Annotated in this window: 23 protein-coding genes; 13 read left to right on the top strand and 10 right to left on the bottom strand. The window is 58.3% G+C overall.

Annotated features, from left to right (window positions below):
- The first annotated feature begins 55 nt into the window (after positions 1 to 55).
- From HUO14_RS15145 to xth, 6 genes are all read left to right on the top strand, one after another.
- A complete protein-coding gene (locus HUO14_RS15145) occupies positions 56 to 2,785 on the top strand; it encodes a bifunctional [glutamine synthetase] adenylyltransferase/[glutamine synthetase]-adenylyl-L-tyrosine phosphorylase (RefSeq protein WP_176280683.1) in 2,730 nt (909 codons plus the stop codon).
- The gene (locus tag HUO14_RS15140) at positions 2,782 to 3,243 is read left to right on the top strand and encodes a peroxiredoxin (protein ID WP_176280682.1); all 462 of its coding nucleotides are present in this window, start codon (positions 2,782 to 2,784) and stop codon (positions 3,241 to 3,243) included. Before HUO14_RS15145 ends, HUO14_RS15140 begins: the two co-directional genes overlap by 4 nt.
- Positions 3,244 to 3,253: 10 nt before the next feature.
- Positions 3,254 to 4,126, top strand: a complete 873-nt coding sequence (locus HUO14_RS15135) for a ferritin-like domain-containing protein (RefSeq protein WP_176280681.1) — start codon at positions 3,254 to 3,256, stop codon at positions 4,124 to 4,126.
- 113 nt (positions 4,127 to 4,239) lie between these two features.
- Positions 4,240 to 4,860, top strand: a complete 621-nt coding sequence (locus HUO14_RS15130; protein ID WP_176280680.1) for a M23 family metallopeptidase — start codon at positions 4,240 to 4,242, stop codon at positions 4,858 to 4,860.
- Positions 4,861 to 4,951: 91 nt separating this feature from the next.
- The gene (gene erpA, locus HUO14_RS15125; protein WP_176280679.1) at positions 4,952 to 5,302 is read left to right on the top strand and encodes an iron-sulfur cluster insertion protein ErpA; all 351 of its coding nucleotides are present in this window, start codon (positions 4,952 to 4,954) and stop codon (positions 5,300 to 5,302) included.
- A 97-nt stretch (positions 5,303 to 5,399) separates the two neighbouring features.
- A complete protein-coding gene (gene xth / locus HUO14_RS15120; protein ID WP_176280678.1) occupies positions 5,400 to 6,188 on the top strand; it encodes an exodeoxyribonuclease III in 789 nt (262 codons plus the stop codon).
- A gap of 31 nt (positions 6,189 to 6,219) precedes the next feature.
- Here the strand turns inward: xth and HUO14_RS15115 are convergent, their stop codons facing one another.
- Positions 6,220 to 7,383 (bottom strand): N-acetyltransferase, encoded by a 1,164-nt coding sequence (locus HUO14_RS15115; RefSeq protein WP_217908042.1) that lies wholly within the window; start codon positions 7,381 to 7,383, stop codon positions 6,220 to 6,222.
- 143 nt (positions 7,384 to 7,526) lie between these two features.
- Between HUO14_RS15115 and HUO14_RS15110 the strand changes: the two genes are divergently transcribed.
- Positions 7,527 to 8,627, top strand: a complete 1,101-nt coding sequence (locus HUO14_RS15110) for a fatty acid desaturase family protein (protein WP_176280677.1) — start codon at positions 7,527 to 7,529, stop codon at positions 8,625 to 8,627.
- A 4-nt stretch (positions 8,628 to 8,631) separates the two neighbouring features.
- On the opposite strand, the gene lptG is transcribed toward HUO14_RS15110, so the two are convergent.
- Both lptG and lptF read right to left on the bottom strand, forming a co-directional pair.
- Positions 8,632 to 9,720: an LPS export ABC transporter permease LptG gene (lptG, locus tag HUO14_RS15105; RefSeq protein ID WP_246255710.1), complete on the bottom strand. Its 1,089-nt coding sequence runs from the start codon at positions 9,718 to 9,720 to the stop codon at positions 8,632 to 8,634.
- Between the two features lie 6 nt (positions 9,721 to 9,726).
- Positions 9,727 to 10,932, bottom strand: a complete 1,206-nt coding sequence (gene lptF, locus HUO14_RS15100; protein ID WP_176280857.1) for an LPS export ABC transporter permease LptF — start codon at positions 10,930 to 10,932, stop codon at positions 9,727 to 9,729.
- A 131-nt stretch (positions 10,933 to 11,063) separates the two neighbouring features.
- Here lptF and HUO14_RS15095 point away from each other — a divergent pair, with 131 nt between their 5' ends.
- The 3 genes from HUO14_RS15095 to HUO14_RS15085 are packed head-to-tail and all read left to right on the top strand — an operon-like array spanning position 11,064 to position 13,486.
- The gene (locus tag HUO14_RS15095) at positions 11,064 to 11,546 is read left to right on the top strand and encodes a DUF2141 domain-containing protein (protein ID WP_176280676.1); all 483 of its coding nucleotides are present in this window, start codon (positions 11,064 to 11,066) and stop codon (positions 11,544 to 11,546) included.
- Positions 11,547 to 11,578: 32 nt separating this feature from the next.
- Positions 11,579 to 12,553 (top strand): diacylglycerol/lipid kinase family protein, encoded by a 975-nt coding sequence (locus HUO14_RS15090; protein ID WP_176280675.1) that lies wholly within the window; start codon positions 11,579 to 11,581, stop codon positions 12,551 to 12,553.
- A gap of 15 nt (positions 12,554 to 12,568) precedes the next feature.
- Positions 12,569 to 13,486 carry a hypothetical protein gene (locus HUO14_RS15085; RefSeq protein WP_176280674.1) on the top strand — a complete coding sequence of 306 codons (918 nt, stop codon included), beginning with the start codon at positions 12,569 to 12,571 and terminating at the stop codon, positions 13,484 to 13,486.
- Positions 13,487 to 13,560: 74 nt separating this feature from the next.
- Here the strand turns inward: HUO14_RS15085 and HUO14_RS15080 are convergent, their stop codons facing one another.
- Positions 13,561 to 14,355, bottom strand: coding sequence for an enoyl-CoA hydratase/isomerase family protein (locus HUO14_RS15080; protein ID WP_176280673.1), 795 nt, complete (start codon positions 14,353 to 14,355; stop codon positions 13,561 to 13,563).
- Between the two features lie 53 nt (positions 14,356 to 14,408).
- Between HUO14_RS15080 and HUO14_RS15075 the strand changes: the two genes are divergently transcribed.
- Positions 14,409 to 14,681, top strand: coding sequence for a BrnT family toxin (locus HUO14_RS15075; protein ID WP_176280672.1), 273 nt, complete (start codon positions 14,409 to 14,411; stop codon positions 14,679 to 14,681).
- Positions 14,665 to 14,946: a BrnA antitoxin family protein gene (locus tag HUO14_RS15070; protein WP_176280671.1), complete on the top strand. Its 282-nt coding sequence runs from the start codon at positions 14,665 to 14,667 to the stop codon at positions 14,944 to 14,946. Before HUO14_RS15075 ends, HUO14_RS15070 begins: the two co-directional genes overlap by 17 nt.
- Before the next feature lie 13 nt (positions 14,947 to 14,959).
- Here HUO14_RS15070 and HUO14_RS15065 read toward each other — a convergent pair whose 3' ends face one another.
- The 3 genes from HUO14_RS15065 to HUO14_RS15055 form a co-directional block, all read right to left on the bottom strand.
- Positions 14,960 to 15,112, bottom strand: a complete 153-nt coding sequence (locus HUO14_RS15065; RefSeq protein WP_176280670.1) for a hypothetical protein — start codon at positions 15,110 to 15,112, stop codon at positions 14,960 to 14,962.
- Between the two features lie 113 nt (positions 15,113 to 15,225).
- A complete protein-coding gene (spt, locus tag HUO14_RS15060; protein WP_176280669.1) occupies positions 15,226 to 16,425 on the bottom strand; it encodes a serine palmitoyltransferase in 1,200 nt (399 codons plus the stop codon).
- Positions 16,426 to 16,516: 91 nt separating this feature from the next.
- Positions 16,517 to 16,762: an acyl carrier protein gene (locus HUO14_RS15055; RefSeq protein ID WP_176280668.1), complete on the bottom strand. Its 246-nt coding sequence runs from the start codon at positions 16,760 to 16,762 to the stop codon at positions 16,517 to 16,519.
- Positions 16,763 to 16,925: 163 nt separating this feature from the next.
- On the opposite strand from HUO14_RS15055, the gene HUO14_RS15050 reads away from it, so the two are divergent.
- Positions 16,926 to 17,444, top strand: coding sequence for a Pycsar system effector family protein (locus tag HUO14_RS15050; RefSeq protein ID WP_176280667.1), 519 nt, complete (start codon positions 16,926 to 16,928; stop codon positions 17,442 to 17,444).
- A 6-nt stretch (positions 17,445 to 17,450) separates the two neighbouring features.
- On the opposite strand, the gene HUO14_RS15045 is transcribed toward HUO14_RS15050, so the two are convergent.
- From HUO14_RS15045 to obgE, 3 genes are read right to left on the bottom strand one after another with little or no spacing between them, the layout of a single operon-like run.
- Positions 17,451 to 18,383: an NAD-dependent epimerase/dehydratase family protein gene (locus tag HUO14_RS15045; RefSeq protein ID WP_343046114.1), complete on the bottom strand. Its 933-nt coding sequence runs from the start codon at positions 18,381 to 18,383 to the stop codon at positions 17,451 to 17,453.
- 5 nt (positions 18,384 to 18,388) lie between these two features.
- Positions 18,389 to 19,510: a glutamate 5-kinase gene (proB, locus tag HUO14_RS15040; protein WP_176280666.1), complete on the bottom strand. Its 1,122-nt coding sequence runs from the start codon at positions 19,508 to 19,510 to the stop codon at positions 18,389 to 18,391.
- A complete protein-coding gene (gene obgE / locus HUO14_RS15035; protein ID WP_176280665.1) occupies positions 19,495 to 20,559 on the bottom strand; it encodes a GTPase ObgE in 1,065 nt (354 codons plus the stop codon). Before obgE ends, proB begins: the two co-directional genes overlap by 16 nt.
- Between the last annotated feature and the right edge of the window lie 32 nt (positions 20,560 to 20,591).

Below are 20,591 nucleotides of genomic sequence, written 5' to 3'. Positions count from 1 at the left end.
GTAAATCGACGCTGGCGGGCGTGACAAATGCGATTGAGGGCTTAAAGCTCGTCGGATGAATATAGTTCCGTTGCCTCCCGTATCTTCGCTTGCCGAAACGCTCACGCGGGCAAAGGAAAACGCTCCTTATCTCAAAATGTTGCTCGAGGTGCAGCCGGAACTTGCCGATTTGCTGGCATCGGAAAATCTGGAAGCGGCGTTGGAATATTGCGCGGGTGCGGGCGAAAAGGCCGAAAATGTCCGGCAGAAACTGCGCCGCGAAAAGCGGGCGCTGGCGCTGACCCTGGCGATTGGTGATCTGGCCGGGCGATTGTCGCTGACCGATGTCATCACGCGATTGTCGGATTTCGCCGACCGGGCGCTGGATGAGGCTCTGGCCGATATTTATGCGACCCGCTATCCCGATGCGCCGGTGGAAGGGTTCTCGGTCATCGGGCTGGGCAAGCACGGCAGCCGGGAGCTCAACTATTCGTCGGATATCGATCCGATTTTCCTGTATGATCCCGATAAAATCCCGGTGCGCGGAAGGGAAGAGCCGAGCGATGCGTCCCGGCGAATCGGACAACAACTGGTCGAAGCGCTCAACGCCCGCGATGCCGACGGCTATGTTTTCCGGGTCGATATGCGGCTGCGGCCATCGCCCGAGGTAAGCCCGGTGGCACTGCCGGTCGAGGCGGCGATCAGCTATTATGAATCGAGCGCGCTAACCTGGGAGCAGTCGGCCTATATCCGGTCGCGCGCGGCTGCCGGTGACACCAAGCTGGGTCAATATTTTCTCGAAACGATAAACCCCTTCATCTGGCGGCGGTCGCTCGATTACGGGGCTATCAAGAATATCGGTTCGGTCACTGCCCAGATCCGCGATCATTATGCCGCCGGACAGAAATTCGGACCCGGCTATGATCTCAAGCGCGGACGCGGCGGGATAAGGGAAACCGAATTTTACGCCCAGATGCACCAGCTGATATTTGGCGGGCGCCAGCCGGTCTTGCGGGCGCCGGCGACCCGTGATGCGCTGGCGGCACTGGCCGAGGCAGGGCGGATCGACGGTGAAAAGGCGAGGCTGCTGAGCGAGTCCTACGAATATTACCGGGTGATCGAGCACCGGCTGCAGATGGTCAATGACCAGCAGACCCACAGCCTGCCCGATGATGCCGAGGGGCTCGACCGGGTCGCGCGGCTGCACGGGCTGGACAATGGCCAGATATTGCTCGATCAGCTGGCGCCCCGGGTCGATGCGGTCGGCAAAATCTATGATGACCTGATCGAACCGGAAGACGACAGGCGGTTGCCGATCGACGAAGAGAAGCTGACTGCCGTGCTGGTCGACAAAAACCTGCTGGAATCGGGTGCGTTTCTGATCGCGATCCGGCGCTGGCGCAGCGGCAAGGTGACCGCCCTGCGGTCCAACGCAGCGCAGGAATCCTTCGAAGAGATATTGCCCGATCTGGTCGACGCGATCGCGACCGCACCCAATCCGGCGCAGGCGCTGGCGCGGCTCGACAGCCTGATCGAGAAATTGCCGACCGCGATCAATTTCTTCCGGATATTGGAGGCGCGGCCCGCCCTGCTCGAAATGCTGGGCAATATTCTCAGCCACGCGCCGGTGCTCGCCAATGCGCTGGCGCGGCGAGCGGAACTGTTCGACGGCCTGATCGATGCGACCGCTCTCGATCTGCCGCCATCGGTCGAAGAACTGGCCGAACAATTTGCCCGTACCGAAACGGGCGACGATTATCAGATATTGCTCGACCGCGTGCGCGCGCGGGTCGGTGAAAAACGCTTTGCGCTCGGCGTCCAGCTGATCGAGGGCCGGCACGACGCGCTGGAGATTTCTGCGGGCTATGCCCGGGTCGCCGAAGCGGCCATCCAGGTGCTGGCCAACGCGACGATTGCCGAATTTCAGGCGACCCATGGCAGGGTCCCGGGCTGCGCGCTGCTGATACTGGCGCTGGGCCGGCTGGGCGGGGAGGCGCTGACCCATGCCTCGGACCTCGATCTGATCTTCCTGTTCACCGGTGACCATAGCGCCGAGTCCGACGGCGCGCGTCCTCTGGGCGCGACCCAATATTATAACCGGCTGACCGCCCGGATCGTCACCGCGCTGTCGGTGCCGACCGCCGCCGGGCCGCTCTACGAGGTCGATACAAGATTGCGCCCGTCCGGCACCCAGGGCCCGCTGGCCGTGACCTTCGAGAGCTTTCGCAAATATCAGCGGGAGAGCGCCTGGACCTGGGAGCATATGGCTCTGTCCCGTGCGCGTCCGGTCTATGGCAGCACGGAAGACCGTACGCAGTTGAAGGACGAGATCTGCTCGATCCTGAAGACGGAGCGCGAACCCGAGGTGCTGCGCAAGGCGGTCCGGAAAATGCGCCTCGATATTGTCGAGCACAAGCCGCCCAAGGGGCCGCTGGATACCAAGATGATGGAAGGCGGGCTGGTCGACTGGGAGTTCATCATCCACTTTCTGCAACTGAAAACCGGCGATGCGCTCTATCCGCAACTGGGCAAGGCGGTCCGCGCTCTGGTGGCGCAAGGCCATCTCGGCGAGGACATGGTCGCCGCCTACGAGCTGATGGCGCGTCTGCTGGTGGCTTTGCGGCTGATGTCGCCGGATTGCGACTTTCCGCCGGAAACCAGCCGCGCCCTGATCGCCAAGGCGGCAGGGCAGGAGAATTGGGATGCGTTGCTCGACGGCTATGACCGGGCGCGGCAATGCGTTATTGACGAGTGGAACCGGCACCTGCGGCCGGACCCCGATGAAATATTAGGAGATATCATATGATCGATGTGGGCGATAAAATACCGGATATGGAACTGGTGGCACCCGATGGCAGTCCGGTGAAGATATCCGACTATGCGGGCAAGAAGCTGGTGCTGTTTTTCTACCCGAAATCCAGCACGCCCGGCTGTACGACGGAATCGAAAGAATTTTCGGCATTGTTGCCGGAGTTTGAAAAAGCCGGCGCTGCGGTGCTGGGCATGTCGGCCGATTCACCGAAAAGGCAGCAGAATTTTATCACCAAACAGGAGTTGACCGTCGATATTGCTTCCGACGAAAGCACGGAATTTCTGGAGAAAATCGGCGTCTGGGCAGAAAAGAAAATGTACGGCAAGACCTTCATGGGTATCATCCGCTCGACCTTTCTGATCGGGCCCGACGGCACGGTTCTCAAGGCCTGGCCGAAGGTCAGGGTCAAGGGGCATGCCGAGGAAGTATTGGCCGCGGTGCAGGCGGCGTAGAATAGCCGGCATGAGCGAACAGCCCAAGGTCGGCGCTGCGGTTTTGCGGGTGCTGCAAAGCGCGGACCCCGCCACCAAGGTGATGGCCGCGCGCCGCGCTGCGCGCGAATGGCGACTGGGGCGGCTGGCCCACGAATTTGACGAAACCATGCCGGACATGCCGGCGCGACCCGATCGTCCGCTATTGCTCGATCCGCGGGAGATGCCGCGCCGTGGTACCGGCACGTCGATCCCCAGGCGGATCGCCCTAATCCACGCGCTCGCCCATATCGAATTTGTCGCGATTGATCTCGCCTTTGACATGATCGGTCGTTTCGGTTCCCAGTTCCCGCGGGAATTTACCGACGACTGGATGCGTGTCGGCGCAGACGAAGCGATGCATTTTGTCCTGCTCGACCGCCGCCTGCGTGCACTGGACAGTTCTTATGGCGCTCTTCCCGCCCATGACGGCCTGTGGGATGCAGCAAAGCAGACCGCTTATGACGCGTCGGCGCGGCTGGCGATTGTTCCGATGGTGCTCGAGGCGCGCGGTCTTGATATCACTTTGCAGACGGTCGAACGGTTCCGGCGACAGGGCGATCTGATGACCGCCAAGGTCCTGAACCGGATTTTCCATGATGAAATCAATCACGTGTCATTCGGAACAAAATGGTTCGAATTTGCCTGCGAGAGAATCAACTTGCCGCCACACGCCCATTGGCGACAGCTTGTAAAAACCCACTTTAAAGGCGGGTTGAAGCCTCCATTTAACGACTCAGCGCGCCGAGCAGCCGGTCTAACCCATGAATATTATTCGGGTATTGAATTGTTAACCAATATGAATTTACACCTGTCACAACGAAGAACGGGGGAAAAGGTTCCACCAAAAAGTTCAACGCCGTGATTTTTTTCACGGGTCGCCAGTAAAGGTTCGATCATTCTATGACCGACAACATATTAGTTTTGTTTAAAAAATCTGTGAGAAAGATCACAGCAGTTGCTTTTCTCGGATCAGCGATGATTTTTTCCACCGCAGCAACGGCGGACGCCGGCGCAGATGCCAGCATTCCGGTGGACGTTTTGAAAAGCCAGGCAGCCGAAAGCGCTCTCGGCGAAGCAGATCCTGCTTTCAAGATGATTTTCAACAATTGGGCCGGTCAGGGCAAGCAGGAACAGGTCAAGCTGACCATTCCTTCGCGCAAACCTGTCAAAGACTTCACCTTGACCAGCGCTTATGGTCTGCGTTCCGACCCATTCAAAGGCCGTCGCGCCAGCCACAAGGGTCTTGATATGGCAGGGCCGATCGGCACGCCGATCTATGCGACCGCAGACGGCATCGTCGGCCGCGCTCAATGGCTGGGCGGCTATGGCAAATATATCGAAATCAACCACGGCAACGGCATCCAGACCCGCTATGGTCACATGTCACGGCTCAACGTCGACGCGAATGCGCGCGTGAAGAGCGGTGATCTGATCGGTTTCATGGGCTCCACCGGTCGCTCCACCGGCAGCCATCTCCATTATGAAGTGCGGATTGCCGGCGAAGCGGTCAATCCGATCCCGTTCATGCAATCCAATGATTTTCTGGTCGCGCAAAAGCTGAATTCCGGCGTTGCATTGGGCGGTCCAGCCGAATAAGACAGTTTCACACCTTTGGGAGAGGGTGCATCAGGGAGCGGTTTGAGCCTTAAGGCTTGCCGCTCCTTTTGATTCTCCCTATCTTGATATCATGAACCAGACAGCAGCAACCACCGAACAGGATATCATCCTGACCCCCAATGCCGCAAAGCGCGTGGCTGCTATTGCCGAAAAGCAAGGCAAAGCGGCGATTTTGCGGCTCGCGGTCGAAGGCGGGGGATGTTCCGGCTTCCAATATCGTTTCGGTCTTTCCGACAGTATCGAAGCCGATGATATCGCGGTTGAAGAATCCGGTGTGACCCTGGTCGTCGACGAAATCAGCCTCGATCTGGTGCGCGGCAGTGCGGTCGACTTTGTCGAGTCGCTCGGCGGCAGTGCTTTTCAGGTCACCAATCCCAATGCGGCCTCCGGTTGCGGCTGCGGTTCAAGCTTTTCCATTTGATCGCTTTGTAGTGGTCCGTTAGCACAGGGCTTGTCGAGGTTCGCCTATTCTTGAGGCGATTGTCGGCAGGCTGGGAACTAACGGAAAGACGCTGATCATGCGCATCGCAAGCTATAATATCAACGGTATCAAGGCACGCTTGCCGCGTTTGCTGGAATGGCTCGAAGAGACCAGACCGGATGTTGCCTGCCTGCAGGAAATAAAAACGCAGGATGCCGGCTTTCCCGCCGACGAATTTGAGAAAATCGGCTATGGCGCGATCTGGCACGGCCAGAAGAGTTTCAACGGCGTCGCCATATTGGCCCGCGACCAGGCGCCCGAAGAGATCAAACGCGGTCTGGATGGCGAGCCGGAAGATGAGCATAGTCGCTATCTCGAAGCCAATATCACCGGCAAGGACGGCAAGAAGGTAAGAGTTTCCAGCATTTACCTGCCCAATGGAAATCCCCATCCGGGTCCCAAGTTCGATTTCAAACTGCGCTGGATGAAGAGATTGCGCGAGCGTGCGGCGGAAATCTGGGCCGAAGAAGTCCCGGCGGTACTGGCTGGCGATTATAATGTGATTCCGCGCGACAATGATGTCTATTCGGTCAAAGCGATGGAAAGTGACGCTTTGATGCAGCCGGAAAGCCGTCAGGGTTACCGGCGGATGCTCAATGACGGCTGGACCGATGCTTTGGGTGTCACTTATCCCGAAGGCCAGATATGGACCTATTGGGACTATCGCAGCGGCGGCTGGCAACGCGACCAGGGTTTTCGCATCGATCATCTCTTGCTCAGCCCGCTTGCGGCCGACCGCTTGAAAAGCTGTGGCGTCGACAAGGAACATCGCGGCCGCGAAAAGGCCAGTGATCATACGCCGGCCTGGGTTGATCTCGATCTTTGATCTGCCCATTCGCGTCTGATCGCGGCTCTGTTCAGGTGATCGGCTTCTCGTAGATCAGATATTCCCGGTTGATCGTCGCTTCGATCGCTTCGGCAATCGCCACCATCCCCTGGTTGTCTTCCAATATCCAGCCGATTTCGGCGTGTTTGGTTCCGAAATGGAGCTTTGCGTCGCGGCGGATAAATTCGATCAGCATGAACACCATCTGGCTGGCCAGCCGGCTGTTCTGCAGTTCCTTTTTGACGCCCATCAGCGGGACACGCATCGAATTGGATTTCGGGAATTTCAGCCACCAGAGCAGCTTGGCCCAGCCGAACGGCCATAGCGATCCGTTCATGTTCTTGAGCACTTCGTTCATATTAGGCAGTGTCATCATGAACGCGACAGGCTCTCCTTCGAGTTCGGCAATCCGGATCAGATGTTCGTGGACAATCGGCTTCAGGCTCTTGCCGGCATGGGCAATCTCGCGGTCGGTCATCGGGACAAATCCCCAGTTTTTCGACCAGGCATCGTTCAGCAGATTCATGATGATCGCGGCATCGCGGTCAAAATGTTTCTTGTCCACCCGGCGGATGGTCAGTCTCTTGTTGCGCTCGCCCGAGGCAACGATCCGCTTGACCAGTTCGGGAAAGCCGTCTTCGACCGGTAAATGATAGGTCACCAGCCGCTTGGCTACCTTATAGCCGAGATTCTCGATCCAGCCCTGGTAGGCGGCGTTGTGGTGGCCCATCAGGATCATCGGGCTATGATCGTGCCCCCGGGTCAGCAGCCCCGGTTCTTCCCAGACCGACATGCTGATTGGCGCAAGAACCCGGGTCATGCCTTCATCTTTCAACCAGTTCTCGGCGGCGCGGATCAGGGCGTGCATCACCGCTTCGTCGCCGGCTTCCATCCAGCCCCAGTTGCCGGTTCCCGGCCCCATGCCCTGTTCCGGAGGCTGTTGCAGGGCCAGTTCGTCGATATGGGCGCTGATTCGTCCGACCACCTTGCCTTGCCGGCGAGCGAGAAAAAACTGCACCCTCGCATGGTCGAAAAAGGGGTTTTTTCCGGGCGTAATCAGATTGGCCATTTCGGTCCGCAGCGGCGGAACCCAATGCGGGTCCGAGGCGTTGAGCTTATAGGCGATGTCGATAAACTCTTTGGTCTGGGCCTTGGTACGGACCGGCTGAATGACTATATCTTGACCGACCACCATAGTTTATCCTTCTGTATTTGCGGCTGGCTGTGGCGTTAATTGTGGCGCAATGTCAAGGGCACCGGGGCCATAACCGTCTTGCCCTTGCCATGATGTCGCCACGATATGTTGCTCTAGGCCGTCCAACAATCATGCAGGTATTTATGAGTTCGACAACCATCTCTCCCCAAAATGTGCCGAAGGCCGCGCTGGATCCAAACCCGGCTGCTGCGGGCGTCCGCATTCCCGAGGATAATGAACTGATCCGCACGGCTGCCAAGGTGACTCGCGATCTCAATGCGGCCAGGCCGGCGATTTACTGGACGGATTTTCTGGCGTCGGTCGCAATCGGCTATGGGTCGTTGCTCGGCGCGATCATCAGCCAGTCCACAGGACTTGCCGTCTTTTTCGGTCTGGTTGCGATATTGGCATTATACCGGGCCGGCAGCTTCATCCATGAACTGACCCATATCCGGCGCAATGCACTGCCCGGTTTCCATTTCGCCTGGAACGCCCTGTTCGGCGTGCCGATGCTGATTCCCTCCTTCATGTACGAAGGCATTCACAGCATCCATCACCGGACCAAGAAATATGGCACGGCGGAAGACCCGGAATATTTGCCGCTCGCGTTGATGAAACCCTGGTCGGTCCCCCTGTTCGTGATCGTCGCGGCGCTGGCACCGGTCGCGCTGCTGTTCCGCTATGCCATATTGTCACCGCTTTCGGCGGTCATCCCGCCGCTGCGCCGGATTGTGGTCGAACGCTATTCCGGCCTGATCATCAACCCGGATTTTCGCCGCAAGGCACCGGAGGGCGATCTCAAACGCCGCTGGCTGGCCTGTGAAATCGGGGCCAGCATCTGGGCGATTGCCTTGCTGACCATGGTCGCGACCAACATCATTCCGATGGGCGCCTTTCTGATCTTTCTGGCTGTCATGTCGGGTAGCGTTGTTCTCAACCAGATCCGGACACTGGTCGCGCATCTGTGGGAAAATGACGGCCACGAGATGAGCGTAACCGCGCAATATCTCGACAGTGTCAACGTGCCACCGCCAGCGACCTTGCCCGCGTTATGGGCGCCGGTAGGCCTGCGCTATCATGCGTTGCATCATCTGTTGCCGGGTATTCCCTATCATAGTCTGGGCGAGGCCCACCGGCGTCTGGCGGCCGAATTGCCGAAAACGTCCAATTTCTATCGTGCGGACCATGACAGTCTGTGGACCTTGATCACCGGTCTCGTGCGCGGCAGCGCCGGAAGAAACTGAGCCGTTATTCCTCGGTCCGGATCAGCACGGTTTCGCCGATCAGGAAGAAGAGCAGAAACGGTGCCCAGGCTGCCAGTATCGGTGGATAGGCGCCGATAGTGCCCATCGCGAGAGCGAAATTGTCGGCGACAAAATAGGCAAAGCCCAGCGCCATGCCGATCACGGCTCTCAGGAACAGCTGCCCCGACCGGGCCAGACCAAAAGCGGCAATCGCGCCCAGCAAGGGCATCAGGATGGAAGACATCGGACCGGAAATCTTGTGCCACCAGCCGGACTTCAGGCTCATCGTCGGGCGACCGGCCTGTTCCAGCTCACCAATGGCGGTATGCAAAGCGAAAATAGACAGGCTGTCGGCGCTGACGTTGGTCAGGGTGAACTGGTCCGGCCGGATCGAATCGCCGACCACCAGTTCCGCTTTTTTTACCTCGGTTCCGGTACTGACGTCGAACTGGGTAACATCGGTCAGCAGCCAGGCGGAGCCTGTGAACCGGGCCTCTTCGCCCTGGAGCAGGTTTTTGAGGCCGTTTTCGGTCCGGTTGTAAATCGTTATATCCCGCAGCACGACTTCCGCACCCCGGCCGGTCACCGATTGTGCGTTGATCAGATTATTGCCGTCCCTCACCCAGACATTGGTGCGGATGTTGCTCTCCGCCGGGATCGGGCCAAATTCGACCTTCTCCCATTGCGACAAGCGGGCGGTCGACGGCGCGACGATGGTTTCGTTGAATATGAACGCGAATAAAGCGACGCCCATGCTGGCCACGATCAGTGGCGCCAGTATCTGGTGCGCGGACAGGCCGCCGGCCTTCATCGAGACGACTTCACTATTCTGGTTCAGCGTCGCCAGCGTGATGATGGTCCCGAGCAGTACGGAAAAGGGCAGAAAGCGCGCGACAAGTTGCGGCGCGCGCAATGAGACATAGGTCCAGAGTTCGGCTTCGCCATTGCCTTCATAGGCGAGAATCTTGCCGCTTTCGCCCAGCAGATCGAGCGCCTGCAGCACCAGCACCAGCAAGGCCAGCACCGCGAGCGTGCGGACAATGAACATTTTTGCCATATAGATGGCGAGGGTCCGGGAAGGGAAGAAATCCATGTCCGGCTATTCCTTGATCAAAGCGCGTTTGCGATTAAAATTGAGCAGGCCCTTGAACACGCCGCCGAATTTGGAGAAAGCCTTTTCCAGCGCGCCAATCGGCTGACCGCCCGGTACGTGGGCGGCGACATGATACATCCAGATGATCAAGGCGGCGAACAGGGCAAAGGGCAACCACAGGGCGATGATGGGATCGACAAGGCCCAGGGCGCCGACATCCTCGCCATATTCGTTGACCTTGTGATAGGTCACGATCATCACGATCGACAGAAACACGCCCAGCGCCGATGTCGATCGTTTCGGCGGCACCGCGAGGGCCACCGCCAGCAGCGGCATCAGCAGCATCATCACCACTTCGACCATGCGGAAATGGAAATTGGAACGGCTCTCGTTGCGTTCGGCCAGCGGCCGTTTTTCGTCCATCCCGACCCGGACAAGTTCGGGAATAGTATATTCCAGATCCTTGCCGCCGCGAGAGCGGAAAGTCTCGATGTCGGGCAGATCGATCGGCAGGTCGTGGTTGGAGAAGCTGAGAATTCTCGGTTTCTTGTAATTGGGCGCATCGTGGACCAGCACCCCGTCGGTCAGACGCAGGATGATCGTGTCGGGATCGTCGGTCGCCAGAAACTGACCGCTTTTCGCGGTGACCGATACGGTCTGTTCCTTCTTGTTTTCGGCGCGAACGAATATGCCACTCAACTTGGTGCCATTGTCGCGGCTTTCCTCGATCCGCAGGGTCATGCGGTTGCCGAGATTGGTGAACTCCCCGACCTTGATCGAGGCGCCAAGCGCGCCCGAACGCAATTCGAAACGCAGTTCTTCATAATAATAGCGCGAAAGCGGCTGGATGAACCCGACCAGCGTCAGATTGACGAGCATCAGGCCAATTGCGAATAAATAGGGCACTCGGAGCAGTCGCCCGTAACCCTGGCCGACCGCTCTGAAAACATCGAGTTCGGAACTCAGGGCAAGCCGGCGGAAAGCGAGCAGGATGCCGAGCAGCAGGCCGATCGGTATCCCGAGCGACAGATATTCCGGAATCAAATTGGCCAGCATCCGCCAGACCACGCTGACCGGGCCGCCTTCGGCCGCGACAAAGTCGAACAGACGGAGCATTTTTTCGAGCACCAGAAGCATCGCGGCGATCACCAGCGTGCTGAATAACGGCAATGCTATCAATTTCGCCAAGTAGCGATCGGTGGAAGTCAGCAGTTTCAACTTGTTGTCGCCCTCTCACCATGTTTTCGCCGCAAATCAAATCCATAGCCATAGGCAGATCGGGGGCTGATTCTTGTCCGAGCCGGAGTAATGGCGCGGGTATAACGACTAGGAGTTACTACGTCATGTTGAAATTTGCAGCATCCATCGCATTGTCGACCACAATTTTGCTATCTTCTGCCCCGGCATTGGCGGGCGGGCAGGTGATTTCCAATGATCTTGGCAGATGCAAGGCGGGCGCTGGCCCGGCCGTTCTGGTCAATGTCAGCGGCGTCAAGGAATCGAGCGGCAAGATGCGGGTGCAGACCTATCCCGGTACGTCGTCAGAGTGGCTGAAGACCGGCGCATGGCTCCACCGGGTCGAGGCTCCCGCCAAGGCCGGGAACATGCAATTCTGTCTGCCGGTACCTTCTTCCGGAACTTATGCGGTTGCGATCCGCCACGACATTAACGGCAATGGCAAGACCGACATATTTGGCGATGGCGGCGGCATGTCGAACAACCCGAGCATCAATATCTTCAATCTCGGCAAACCGAGCTACAAGAAAACCGCGTTCAACGTCGGCAATGAAGTCAAGTCAATCAACATCAGCATGAAATACAGATGATGCAAATCTGTTCGCGGGGATAGGGCCCAATAATGGCAAATGTCGCACTTCTTTCAAATCCCAACTCAACCGGGAACCGGGCGATATTGCCGGACGTTCGGTCTTACTGCGTCAAAAACAGCGATGTTTTCCATTATGAAGTCGACCATGTCGACGAAATTGCCAAGGCTCTGGAAACCATTGCCCGGGTGAAGCCGAAGGTGCTGGTCATCAATGGCGGTGACGGCACGGTGCAGGCAGCGCTGACCGAATTATACCAGGGCGGCCATTTCGGGGACAATCCCCCGCCGGTTGCCGTTCTGCCCAACGGCAAGACCAATTTGATCGCGCTCGACCTCGGATCGGAAGGCAATCCGCTCAAGGCGCTCGAGCGGATCGTCGAGCTGGCCAAACATGATTTGCACGAACATCTGGTCGACCGCGAGCTGATCGCCCTGTCCGATGGCGGCAAGGACAGCAAGGTCGTGCTCGGCATGTTTCTCGGCGGCGCGGGCTTGTCGGAGTTCATTCTCTATTGCCGGCACAAGATCTATCCGCTCGGATTGCCCAATGCGGCGGCCCATGTGCTGACGGTCTTCGCGGCGCTCGCGTCGGTGCTATTTGGCATCAAGGCGAAATTTTTGCCCAAGCGGTCGACACCGATCAAGATATCGCTGATCCGCGATGGCCAGTTCCAAGGCAATTTTGCCGTGCTTATCGTGACGACGCTCGAACGGCTTTTGCTGATGAAACGGTCGATGCGGAACAAGAATGCGATCGGGCGAATGCAGTTTCTCGCGATTGATCAGCAAGCCGGCGCCATCGTGCGGTTTCTGCTGTCGGTCATTTTCGGCCGGCTGGGCAAGAATGTCCAGAAGGGCATCCATCTGGAACGCGGTGACATGATCCGGATCGAGGGCGAGGGCAGCAACGTGCTGATGGACGGGGAGCTATTCTCCGCCCAGCCCGGCCATCCGATCGTGCTGAAATCGACCAAACCAGTGTCCTTCCTTCGGCTCGCCGCTTGAGCTAGGACGTGTCGCGTGAGCGAACTCAAGTCATTAATTGCACAAGAGCTGGCCCAGCCCGTCGATAAACGGGTTGCGGCTTTTGCCGCATCCATTGCAGCGCAATATGGTGAGGCGTCACGGTCGGTATTATTTTACGGCTCCTGCCTGCGGACCACCGAACTCGACGGACAGATGCTCGATTTCTATCTGATCGTTTCCGGTTACGAGGCCGCTTATGGCAAGAGCTGGCTGGTGGGTGCGAACAGGCGGTTGCCGCCGAATGTGTTCCCGGCGGAGCATGACGGGCTGATCGCCAAGGTGGCGGTGCTGAGCGAGGACGACTTTTACAGGCTGAACCGGATTACCGCCAGCGCGGTCAGCGTATGGGCGCGCTTTGCGCAGCCCTCGCGTCTGGTCTGGCAGGCGGACGAGACCGCGCAGAATCAAGCGGTCGAGGCGATCGAAGGCGCCGCGATCACCCTGTTCGACATGAGCTTCCCGATGATGGATATCGGCGCGGAACATAGTATCGAGGATCTCTGGAAACGGGGCTTTGAACTGACCTATGGCGCCGAATTGCGCGCCGAGCGCAAGGACCGCTCCGATTCCGTCGTCGATGCCGATCCCGAACGATATGCGCGATTTGGACCCGTTGTGGTGGCGGCAATCGCCGAGCGCAACAGGACGCAGGGCAAGCCACTCAAGATAATCGCCTCGCGCGACGCGGTCGAGAAAAGATGGCGGCAATTGCGGCGCAATGGCAAATTGCTCACCCTTGCCAGACTGGCCAAGGCTTCGGCCACCTATGCCGGCGGCATCGATTATCTGGCGTGGAAAATCAACCGGCACGCCGGGACCGATTACGAGATCAGGCCGTGGCAACGCAAATGGCCGATCCTGGGGGCTTTGACGATGTTGCCGCGGTTGATTGCCGGTGGGGCGATCAAGTGAGCCAGTCGTCCAAATGAGTCCGTCATTCTGAGCCGAAGACAAGCGCAGCTAACTTGTTTCAGGATGACGAACTGCTACCGATCCTTGTAGTCGGGTTTCCTCTTGGCAAAAAACGCCTTGGCCGCCTCGCGACTGTCTTCGGTCATCGACAGCATCACCTGCTGCCGGTCCTCGATGGCGAGCGCCGCCTCGAAGCTCTGCGCATCGATATTGCGGTTCAACGCATCCTTCGACAGGCGCAGGCCCATCGGCGCCGTGTCGAGCATTTCTTCCGCCAGTGACAGGCCGGTAGAGAGCAGTTTGCTCTCTTCGACGACTTCGCTGATCAGGCCGTGTTTTTCTGCCCGCTCGGCATGGATGAAACGGCCGGTCAGAATGAGTTCCGACGCAATCGATGCGCCGACCATGCGCGGGAGGAAATAGCTCGATCCCATATCGCAGCCACCGAGACCGATCTTGATATAGGCCGCATTCATCTTCAGCGACGGCGCGCCAAAGCGCACGTCACTGGCGAGCAACAGCGAGAAACCGCCGCCGCAAGCAGCCCCTTGCGCCAGCGCAATAATCGGCTGCGGGCATTGCCGCATCAGCTGCATCACCGTGGCGATCGAACGCTGGGTGTTCCAGACATGCTGGACCTGCCCCCGAGAACCATCATTTTTCCAGCCGCCGATATCGAGGCCCGCGCAAAAGGCGCGGCCTTCGGCGCGGAACAGGACCACGCGGATATCGTGGCGTTTCTGCAGGCCGCGGAAATAGTCCTGCAGCGCGAAGATCATCTCCTCGTTCATCGTGTTGAGCTTGTCGGGGCGGTTGAGCGTCAATATTTCAATCGCGCCGCGCTGTTCGATGAGAATAGAGTTGGTCATAGATATGTTCCGCTATTGACAAATTGCTCGTAGTTACATATTTGTAGTTACAAATGGAGTGGCGCTGGGATCAACGCAAGGCGGTTGCCAACAAGGCGAAACATGGTGTTTCGTTTGAACTGGCGGTTCTGGTTTTTGCTGATCCGCTGCACCTGAGTCAACCGGACTCCCATCCTGATGGCAACCGCTGGCTAACAATCGGCCGGGTGAGCACCGCAACGCTGCTGGTGGCCCATACTTATTTCGACGATGAAAGCGGTGGCAGGATTATCAGTGCCAGAAAAGCGACCGCATTTGAGAGACATGTTTATGAAGAAGATATCTGAAAAACCCGCCTCCAAGCTGGAGAAGGAACTGGTCGCACTGGAAGCGATGCGGGATGAGGATATCGATCTTTCCGATGCCCCCGAAGAGACCGACTGGTCTGCTGCCGAGAGGGGCAAATTTTACCGACCTGTCAAGGAACAGGTGACCTTGCGGCTCGATGCCGACGTGCTGCACTGGTTCAAGCAGTCGGGCAAAGGGTACCAAACCCGGATCAACGCTGCGCTGCGGCGATTTGTGGAAGCTGATGATCGCAATGCGCGATAAATTGTCAGCCGCCTTAGCTAACGGAAGCATAAGTAGAAATCGCAACCAGTCCTGCCAGTAGAAAAGCGATGACCGCAAATACGATATAAACCAATATCGCCAGCATCAGGAATGTACCGGACTGATTGTCAAAACGCCACGCCAGCCACAAGGGCCAGGGGAGCATTATTATCGCTGCGCTACGTTGTCCGAGAACCAATCCCGCGAGCAATGCAAGTGCTGGCAAGAATATGACCGCTATAATCCAGTGCCATCGCAAAGGATTAAGCGGCGGCATCCCTAAATAGCCCCGACCGCTTTCCCGGCCGCTTCGAACATGCCCAATATCTGGTCGACCTGCTCGCTCGTATGTTCCGCGCAAAGCGAACAGCGGAGCAGGGTCATGTTGGCCGGTGTCGCTGGCGGTCTGGCGAGATTGACATAAAGCCCTTCTGCCAGCAGTGCCTGCCACATCATCGCGCCTTTTTCGAGATCGGGCATGATCACCGCGATGATCGCGCTTTGCGCTTCGGGTGTGCCGAGGGTGAAGCCGAGATCGCGCAGGCCCTGGTGGAGCTTCTTGCTATTTTCCCAGAGATGGGCGCGCTTGTTGCCGCTGTGCATCAGCTTGCGGATCGAGGTGCTTGCCGTTGCCATCACGCTGGGCGGCAGGCTGGCGGTGAACACATAGGGGCGGCAGACCAGCCGCAATATTTCGGTTTTCGGATGGTTGGAGACGCAGAAGCCGCCGACCGTGCCGACGCTCTTGCTGAACGTGCCGATGATGAAATCGACATCGTCGATCACGCCCTGCGCTTCGCAGACGCCGCGGCCGTTTTCACCGATAAAGCCCATCGAGTGGGCTTCGTCGACCAGCACCATCGCGCCGTTTTCCTTGCAGATGCGGACCATTTCCTTGAGCGGCGCAACATCGCCCAGCATCGAATAGACGCCTTCCAGGACAACCAGTTTCCCGGCTTCGGGCGGCAGGCGCTTCAGGCGTTTTTCCAGCGCTTCGACATCATTGTGACGAAAGGCGACAATTTCGGCATTGCCCATCGCGCAGCCGTCGTAGATCGAGGCATGGCTGTCGATGTCGAGGATCACATAATCCCCCTTGCCGGCGAGCGTCGAGATGATCCCCAGATTGGCCTGATAGCCGGTGGAGAAGACCATCGCGTGGTCCATGTCGTAAAATTCCTTGAGCGCTTCCTCGCAATCGCGGTGCAGGCTGTAGGTTCCGTTGAGCACGCGGCTGCCGGTGGTGCCCGACCCGAATTCTTCGAGCGCTTTCAGGCCGGCCTGGCGAACGTCATCGTCAAAGGTCATGCCCATATAATTATAGGTGCCGAGCAAAATGGTTTCCCTGCCTTCGCAGATCGCGACGGTCGGCGAGATCACCTCTTCCATGACCAGCGAGAAGGGGTCCTTGACGCCGGTGGCCAGAAGCGTCTCGCGCTCGTGAATCAGCGGGTCGAATTTACTGAGTAGATCGGTCATTCTTTGTTTCCGTTAGTCCTGAGCCTGTCGAAATGCGAACCACCCGCTCGTGCGACCCTTAGACAAGCTCAGGGCGAACGGGTGTCGGGCTCTAGTTTTCCATCAACTTTGCGACAGCGTCGGAGAGCTGGCCGACGGATTCAATATCGGCCTGCATGTTCATCGTAATGATGATGTCGAATTCATCTTCGACAGCGGCGACAAAATCCATGACCGTCAGGCTGTCCCATTCGAGATCGCCCTGAAAGGTCGTTTCCGGCGTCAAGGCGACGCCCTTGTTGTTGAACGGGCCAATCAGTTCGCTGATCTTTGCCATGATGTCTTCGCGATTTGCCATAATATGCTTTCAAATTTGCTGTTCCCGACCTTTGCCAAGACATGAGCACCATTGGCAAGCGAATAAGGCGCAAAAGCGGCACAATGCGTGCCTTGTCTTGCCCGATTGCAAGCTTTCTGCCACTCTTCCGCCATATCGTGTTTTTCTTTTCGGAGAGTAGTTTATGGATGACGGCAACAAATGGCCGGACGAAGTCGTTTATGCGCTCGGCACCACTCAGCGCCACCATGTGCAGTTGAGTGTAATGGCCGATAACAAGGCGAATATGCTGATTGGTGCGACATTTGTGGTGTTCACCCTTGCCGTTGGTCAAAGTCAGGCCGGCAATATGTCCTTGCCGCTCCTCATCCTCGCCATCTCCGCGTTCGGATCTGCCGGACTTGCTGCTCTGGCGGTGATGCCGTCGGTCACGCCGTGGAAGGACAATTCGCCAAATATGCTGTTTTTCGGGGGATTTTCGAAGCTCAGCGAAGACGAATTCATCGATCATCTGCTGGAGAAGGAATTGCTCAGTCAGGAATCAACCTATCGCGCGATGCTTCGTGATATCTATCAAATGGGTCTGGTTCTCGAACGCAAGAAATACCGGTTTCTGGGCTGGGCCTATCGGGTTTTTCTTTCCGGATTAACGCTCACCTTCATAGCCTATATATTCGAACAATTGGCCGGGCCGGTCATGTGAACAAACTTACAGCCAGTCGTTCTGGCGATACCATTTTGCGGTATTCTTGAGCCCTTCACGGGTTTCTATCTGTGGACGCCAGAGTTTTTTAGGCAGGCTTTTTTGCGGATCGACCGTCCAGTCGTCATGGCAAAAATAGTTGACCCGATCATCGGTCAGCTTGGCCTTGTCGCGGCGGATCAGACAATCGGCTCTGGCACCAAGGCGCAACAGCATTTTTGGCAAACCGATGGTGGTGATGCGCTTGCCGATTGCCCAGCCGATCGCCTTGGCAAAGCTGGCCTGGGTCCAGCCACCGGTCTTGCCGTCATCGACTTCATAGGTCTGGGCGGTCAATTCTTCCTGTTCCGGCAACAGCGCGAGCAGCGCACGGCACAGGTCTTCGACATGGATGACCGACAACCTGCCATCGGCATCGGGCGGCAGGGTGACAAAGCCCAAGCGCGCCATTTTGAACAGTTCCAGCATCTCGCCGTCGCCGGGGCCATAGACGGCGGGCGGGCGGATGATCGTCCAGTCGAGCCCGCTGGTGGCGACAAGCTTTTCCGCCGTTGCTTTGGTCTCGCCGTAGACCGAAAGCTTCGGCTGGGTCGCCGCCAGCGATGAGACATGGATGAAACGCTTGGTTCCGGCCTGTTTGGCGGCTTCAATCACCGCCAATGTGCCGGCGACATTTCCGGCCTCGAATCCGGCCCGGTCCGGGGCGTTGACGACTCCGGCGATATGCAGGATTATATCGGCGCTGTCGCACAGGCTGGCGAGGCTAGCTCGATCATCGAGCGCCCCGCGTACCCAGGTGACATTGGGCCGATCATCCTGTTTGCGGCGGGTCAATGCGCGGACTACATATCCTTCGCGGACCACCAGATCGAGCATCCGGCCGCCGACAAAACCGGTCGCGCCGGTAATAGCGATTGTTTTCTGGTCAGTGCCGGCCACGGTGACTAAACCAGCACCATCTGGTTGCGGTGGACTACCGCGCTGCGCGGCGCGTAGCCGAGCAGGGTCTCGAGTTCCGAACTGCGGCGGCCAATGATCCGGGCGCAATCCATCGCGCCATATTCCGAGAGACCACGCGCGATCGTCTGGCCGTTCTCGTCCTTGATTTCGACCACGTCGCTGCGTTCAAACTGGCCGTCGATGGTGATGATACCGGCCGCCAGCAGGCTGCCGCCCGACTGCAGGGCGGCGACCGCGCCGGTGTCGATGGTGATCGTGCCTGCGGAGGTCAATCGTCCGCCCAGCCATGACTTGCGGGCGCCTGCGCCATCGCCTGCCTTGAACAGGGTCCCGACATTGGTCAGCGCATAACGTTCCAGCGGATGGTCTTCCCGGCCCGAGATGATCGACAGTTCGATCCCGGCGAGATTGGCAATCTTGGCGGCTTCCAGCTTGGACGTCATCCCGCCGGACCCGAGTCCGGAGGACGAACTGCCGTCGGCCATTGCCATGATATTGTCGTCGACCGTTTCGACCATGCCGATGAATTGCCCGTTGGTTTCGCTGTCCGGTCGGCGATCGTACAGCCCGTCTATGTCTGATAGCAGCAGTACCCGGTCCGCCGATGCCGCCTGGCCGACCCGCGCTGCCAGCCGGTCATTGTCGCCAAAGCGGATTTCGTCGGTCGCGACGCTGTCATTTTCGTTGATTACCGCAATGGCACGATGTTCGAGCAATTTTTCCAGTGTTGCCGTCGCGTTGAGGTAGCGCTTGCGATCTTCCATGTCGTCGAGCGTCAGCAACATCTGGGCAGCGGCGATCTGATGCTCCGCAAGCAATTCCGACCACAGGCTGCTCAACGCGATCTGTCCAACCGATGCCGCGGCCTGTGCTTCGGCGAGGCTGGCTCGACCGCCTTTGTCCAGGCCGAGCTTGCGCGCGCCCAGAGCGATCGATCCCGACGAAACGATGATGATATTGTCGCCCGCCCGATGGCGTTTGGCGATGTCCGAAACCAGCGTTTTCAACCAGTCCCGCCGCGCCTGTCCGTCCTCACCGACGAGCAGGGAAGAACCGACCTTGACGACGATCGTATCCCCGGTTGTGGTGTTCACAGTGGTGACCATTCCTTGGCATCGTCCTCGTCATCCAGGCCAGGCGTTGTCTGGCCCTTGTTCTCGATCGAGCTATTCGCACCAACCGCCTCGAGAATCTTGTCGAGCGCGGCATCAAGCCCTTCGCCGGTTGCTCCGGAGACCGGCAGAACATGCTCCGCTCCGGCAGCCCGCAATTGATTGGCGACGTCGGCCATCAGCTCTTCATCGAGCAGATCTGCCTTGTTGAGCGCCAGTATCTGGGGCTTTTCAGCAAGTCCGCCGCCATATTTTTCCAGTTCCTTGCTGACCGTTTTCCAGGCCTTCACCGGATCATCGCCGGTGGCATCGACGAGATGGAGCAATATCCGGCACCGTTCGATATGACCGAGAAAACGATCGCCGATGCCGGCGCCGTCGGCCGCGCCTTCGATCAGGCCCGGAATGTCGGCGAGTACGAATTCACGGCTTTTATGCCGGACTACGCCGAGCTGTGGATGAATGGTCGTAAACGGATAGGCGCCGACTTTCGCGCCCGCGTTGGTCACTTTATTGATCAGTGTCGATTTGCCAGCGTTGGGCAGCCCGACAAGACCAGCGTCCGCAATCAGCTTGAGCCGCAGCCACAGGGCCGCTTCCTCGCCCATTTCGCCTGGCTGGTGCTGGCGGGGAGCGCGGTTGGTCGAGCTTTTGTAACTGGCATTGCCACGGCCGCCGATACCGCCTTCGAGGAATGTCGCGCGCTGGCCCTCGCGGGTGAAGTCGAGCAGGACATGTTCCTTGTCTTCCGACAATATCTGCGTGCCGACCGGTACCTTGATGATCAGATCTTCTCCGCCCGCGCCGGTCTTGTTGCGGCCTGCGCCGCCTTTGCCGCGCGGGGCTTTGAAATGCTGGGCATAGCGAAAGTCGATCAACGTGTTGAGGCCTTCGACCGCAAGGAAGACAATGTCGCCGCCTTTGCCGCCATTGCCGCCATCGGGGCCGCCATATTGAATATATTTCTCACGCCGGAATCCGACGGCACCAGGGCCGCCCTGACCCGAGCTGACATATATTTTCGCTTGATCCAAAAAATGCATGGTTGGCATTTAGGGATTTGGTGCGGGAAAGG

It is taken from the genome of Parasphingorhabdus flavimaris, assembly GCF_013371215.1.
In the GTDB taxonomy this organism is placed as follows: domain Bacteria; phylum Pseudomonadota; class Alphaproteobacteria; order Sphingomonadales; family Sphingomonadaceae; genus Parasphingorhabdus; species Parasphingorhabdus flavimaris.
This window is presented reverse-complemented; position numbering and strand designations above follow the sequence as displayed.

Bases quoted from the DNA above. Each gene is read 5' to 3' on its own strand.
- HUO14_RS15115 (WP_217908042.1), bottom strand. From the start codon at position 7,383: ATGGTGGTCGGTCAAGATATAGTCATTCAGCCGGTCCGTACCAAGGCC.
- HUO14_RS15135 (WP_176280681.1), top strand. From the start codon at position 3,254: ATGAGCGAACAGCCCAAGGTCGGCGCTGCGGTTTTGCGGGTGCTGCAA.
- HUO14_RS15055 (WP_176280668.1), bottom strand. From the start codon at position 16,762: ATGGCAAATCGCGAAGACATCATGGCAAAGATCAGCGAACTGATTGGC.
- HUO14_RS15090 (WP_176280675.1), top strand. From the start codon at position 11,579: ATGGCAAATGTCGCACTTCTTTCAAATCCCAACTCAACCGGGAACCGG.
- HUO14_RS15050 (WP_176280667.1), top strand. From the start codon at position 16,926: ATGGATGACGGCAACAAATGGCCGGACGAAGTCGTTTATGCGCTCGGC.
- spt (WP_176280669.1), bottom strand. From the start codon at position 16,425: ATGACCGATCTACTCAGTAAATTCGACCCGCTGATTCACGAGCGCGAG.
- HUO14_RS15065 (WP_176280670.1), bottom strand. From the start codon at position 15,112: ATGCTCCCCTGGCCCTTGTGGCTGGCGTGGCGTTTTGACAATCAGTCC.
- xth (WP_176280678.1), top strand. From the start codon at position 5,400: ATGCGCATCGCAAGCTATAATATCAACGGTATCAAGGCACGCTTGCCG.
- lptG (WP_246255710.1), bottom strand. From the start codon at position 9,720: ATGGATTTCTTCCCTTCCCGGACCCTCGCCATCTATATGGCAAAAATG.
- HUO14_RS15145 (WP_176280683.1), top strand. From the start codon at position 56: ATGAATATAGTTCCGTTGCCTCCCGTATCTTCGCTTGCCGAAACGCTC.
- HUO14_RS15130 (WP_176280680.1), top strand. From the start codon at position 4,240: ATGATTTTTTCCACCGCAGCAACGGCGGACGCCGGCGCAGATGCCAGC.
- HUO14_RS15095 (WP_176280676.1), top strand. From the start codon at position 11,064: ATGTTGAAATTTGCAGCATCCATCGCATTGTCGACCACAATTTTGCTA.
- obgE (WP_176280665.1), bottom strand. From the start codon at position 20,559: ATGCATTTTTTGGATCAAGCGAAAATATATGTCAGCTCGGGTCAGGGC.
- HUO14_RS15070 (WP_176280671.1), top strand. From the start codon at position 14,665: ATGAAGAAGATATCTGAAAAACCCGCCTCCAAGCTGGAGAAGGAACTG.
- erpA (WP_176280679.1), top strand. From the start codon at position 4,952: ATGAACCAGACAGCAGCAACCACCGAACAGGATATCATCCTGACCCCC.
- proB (WP_176280666.1), bottom strand. From the start codon at position 19,510: ATGGTCACCACTGTGAACACCACAACCGGGGATACGATCGTCGTCAAG.
- HUO14_RS15110 (WP_176280677.1), top strand. From the start codon at position 7,527: ATGAGTTCGACAACCATCTCTCCCCAAAATGTGCCGAAGGCCGCGCTG.
- HUO14_RS15080 (WP_176280673.1), bottom strand. From the start codon at position 14,355: ATGACCAACTCTATTCTCATCGAACAGCGCGGCGCGATTGAAATATTG.
- HUO14_RS15140 (WP_176280682.1), top strand. From the start codon at position 2,782: ATGATCGATGTGGGCGATAAAATACCGGATATGGAACTGGTGGCACCC.
- HUO14_RS15075 (WP_176280672.1), top strand. From the start codon at position 14,409: ATGGAGTGGCGCTGGGATCAACGCAAGGCGGTTGCCAACAAGGCGAAA.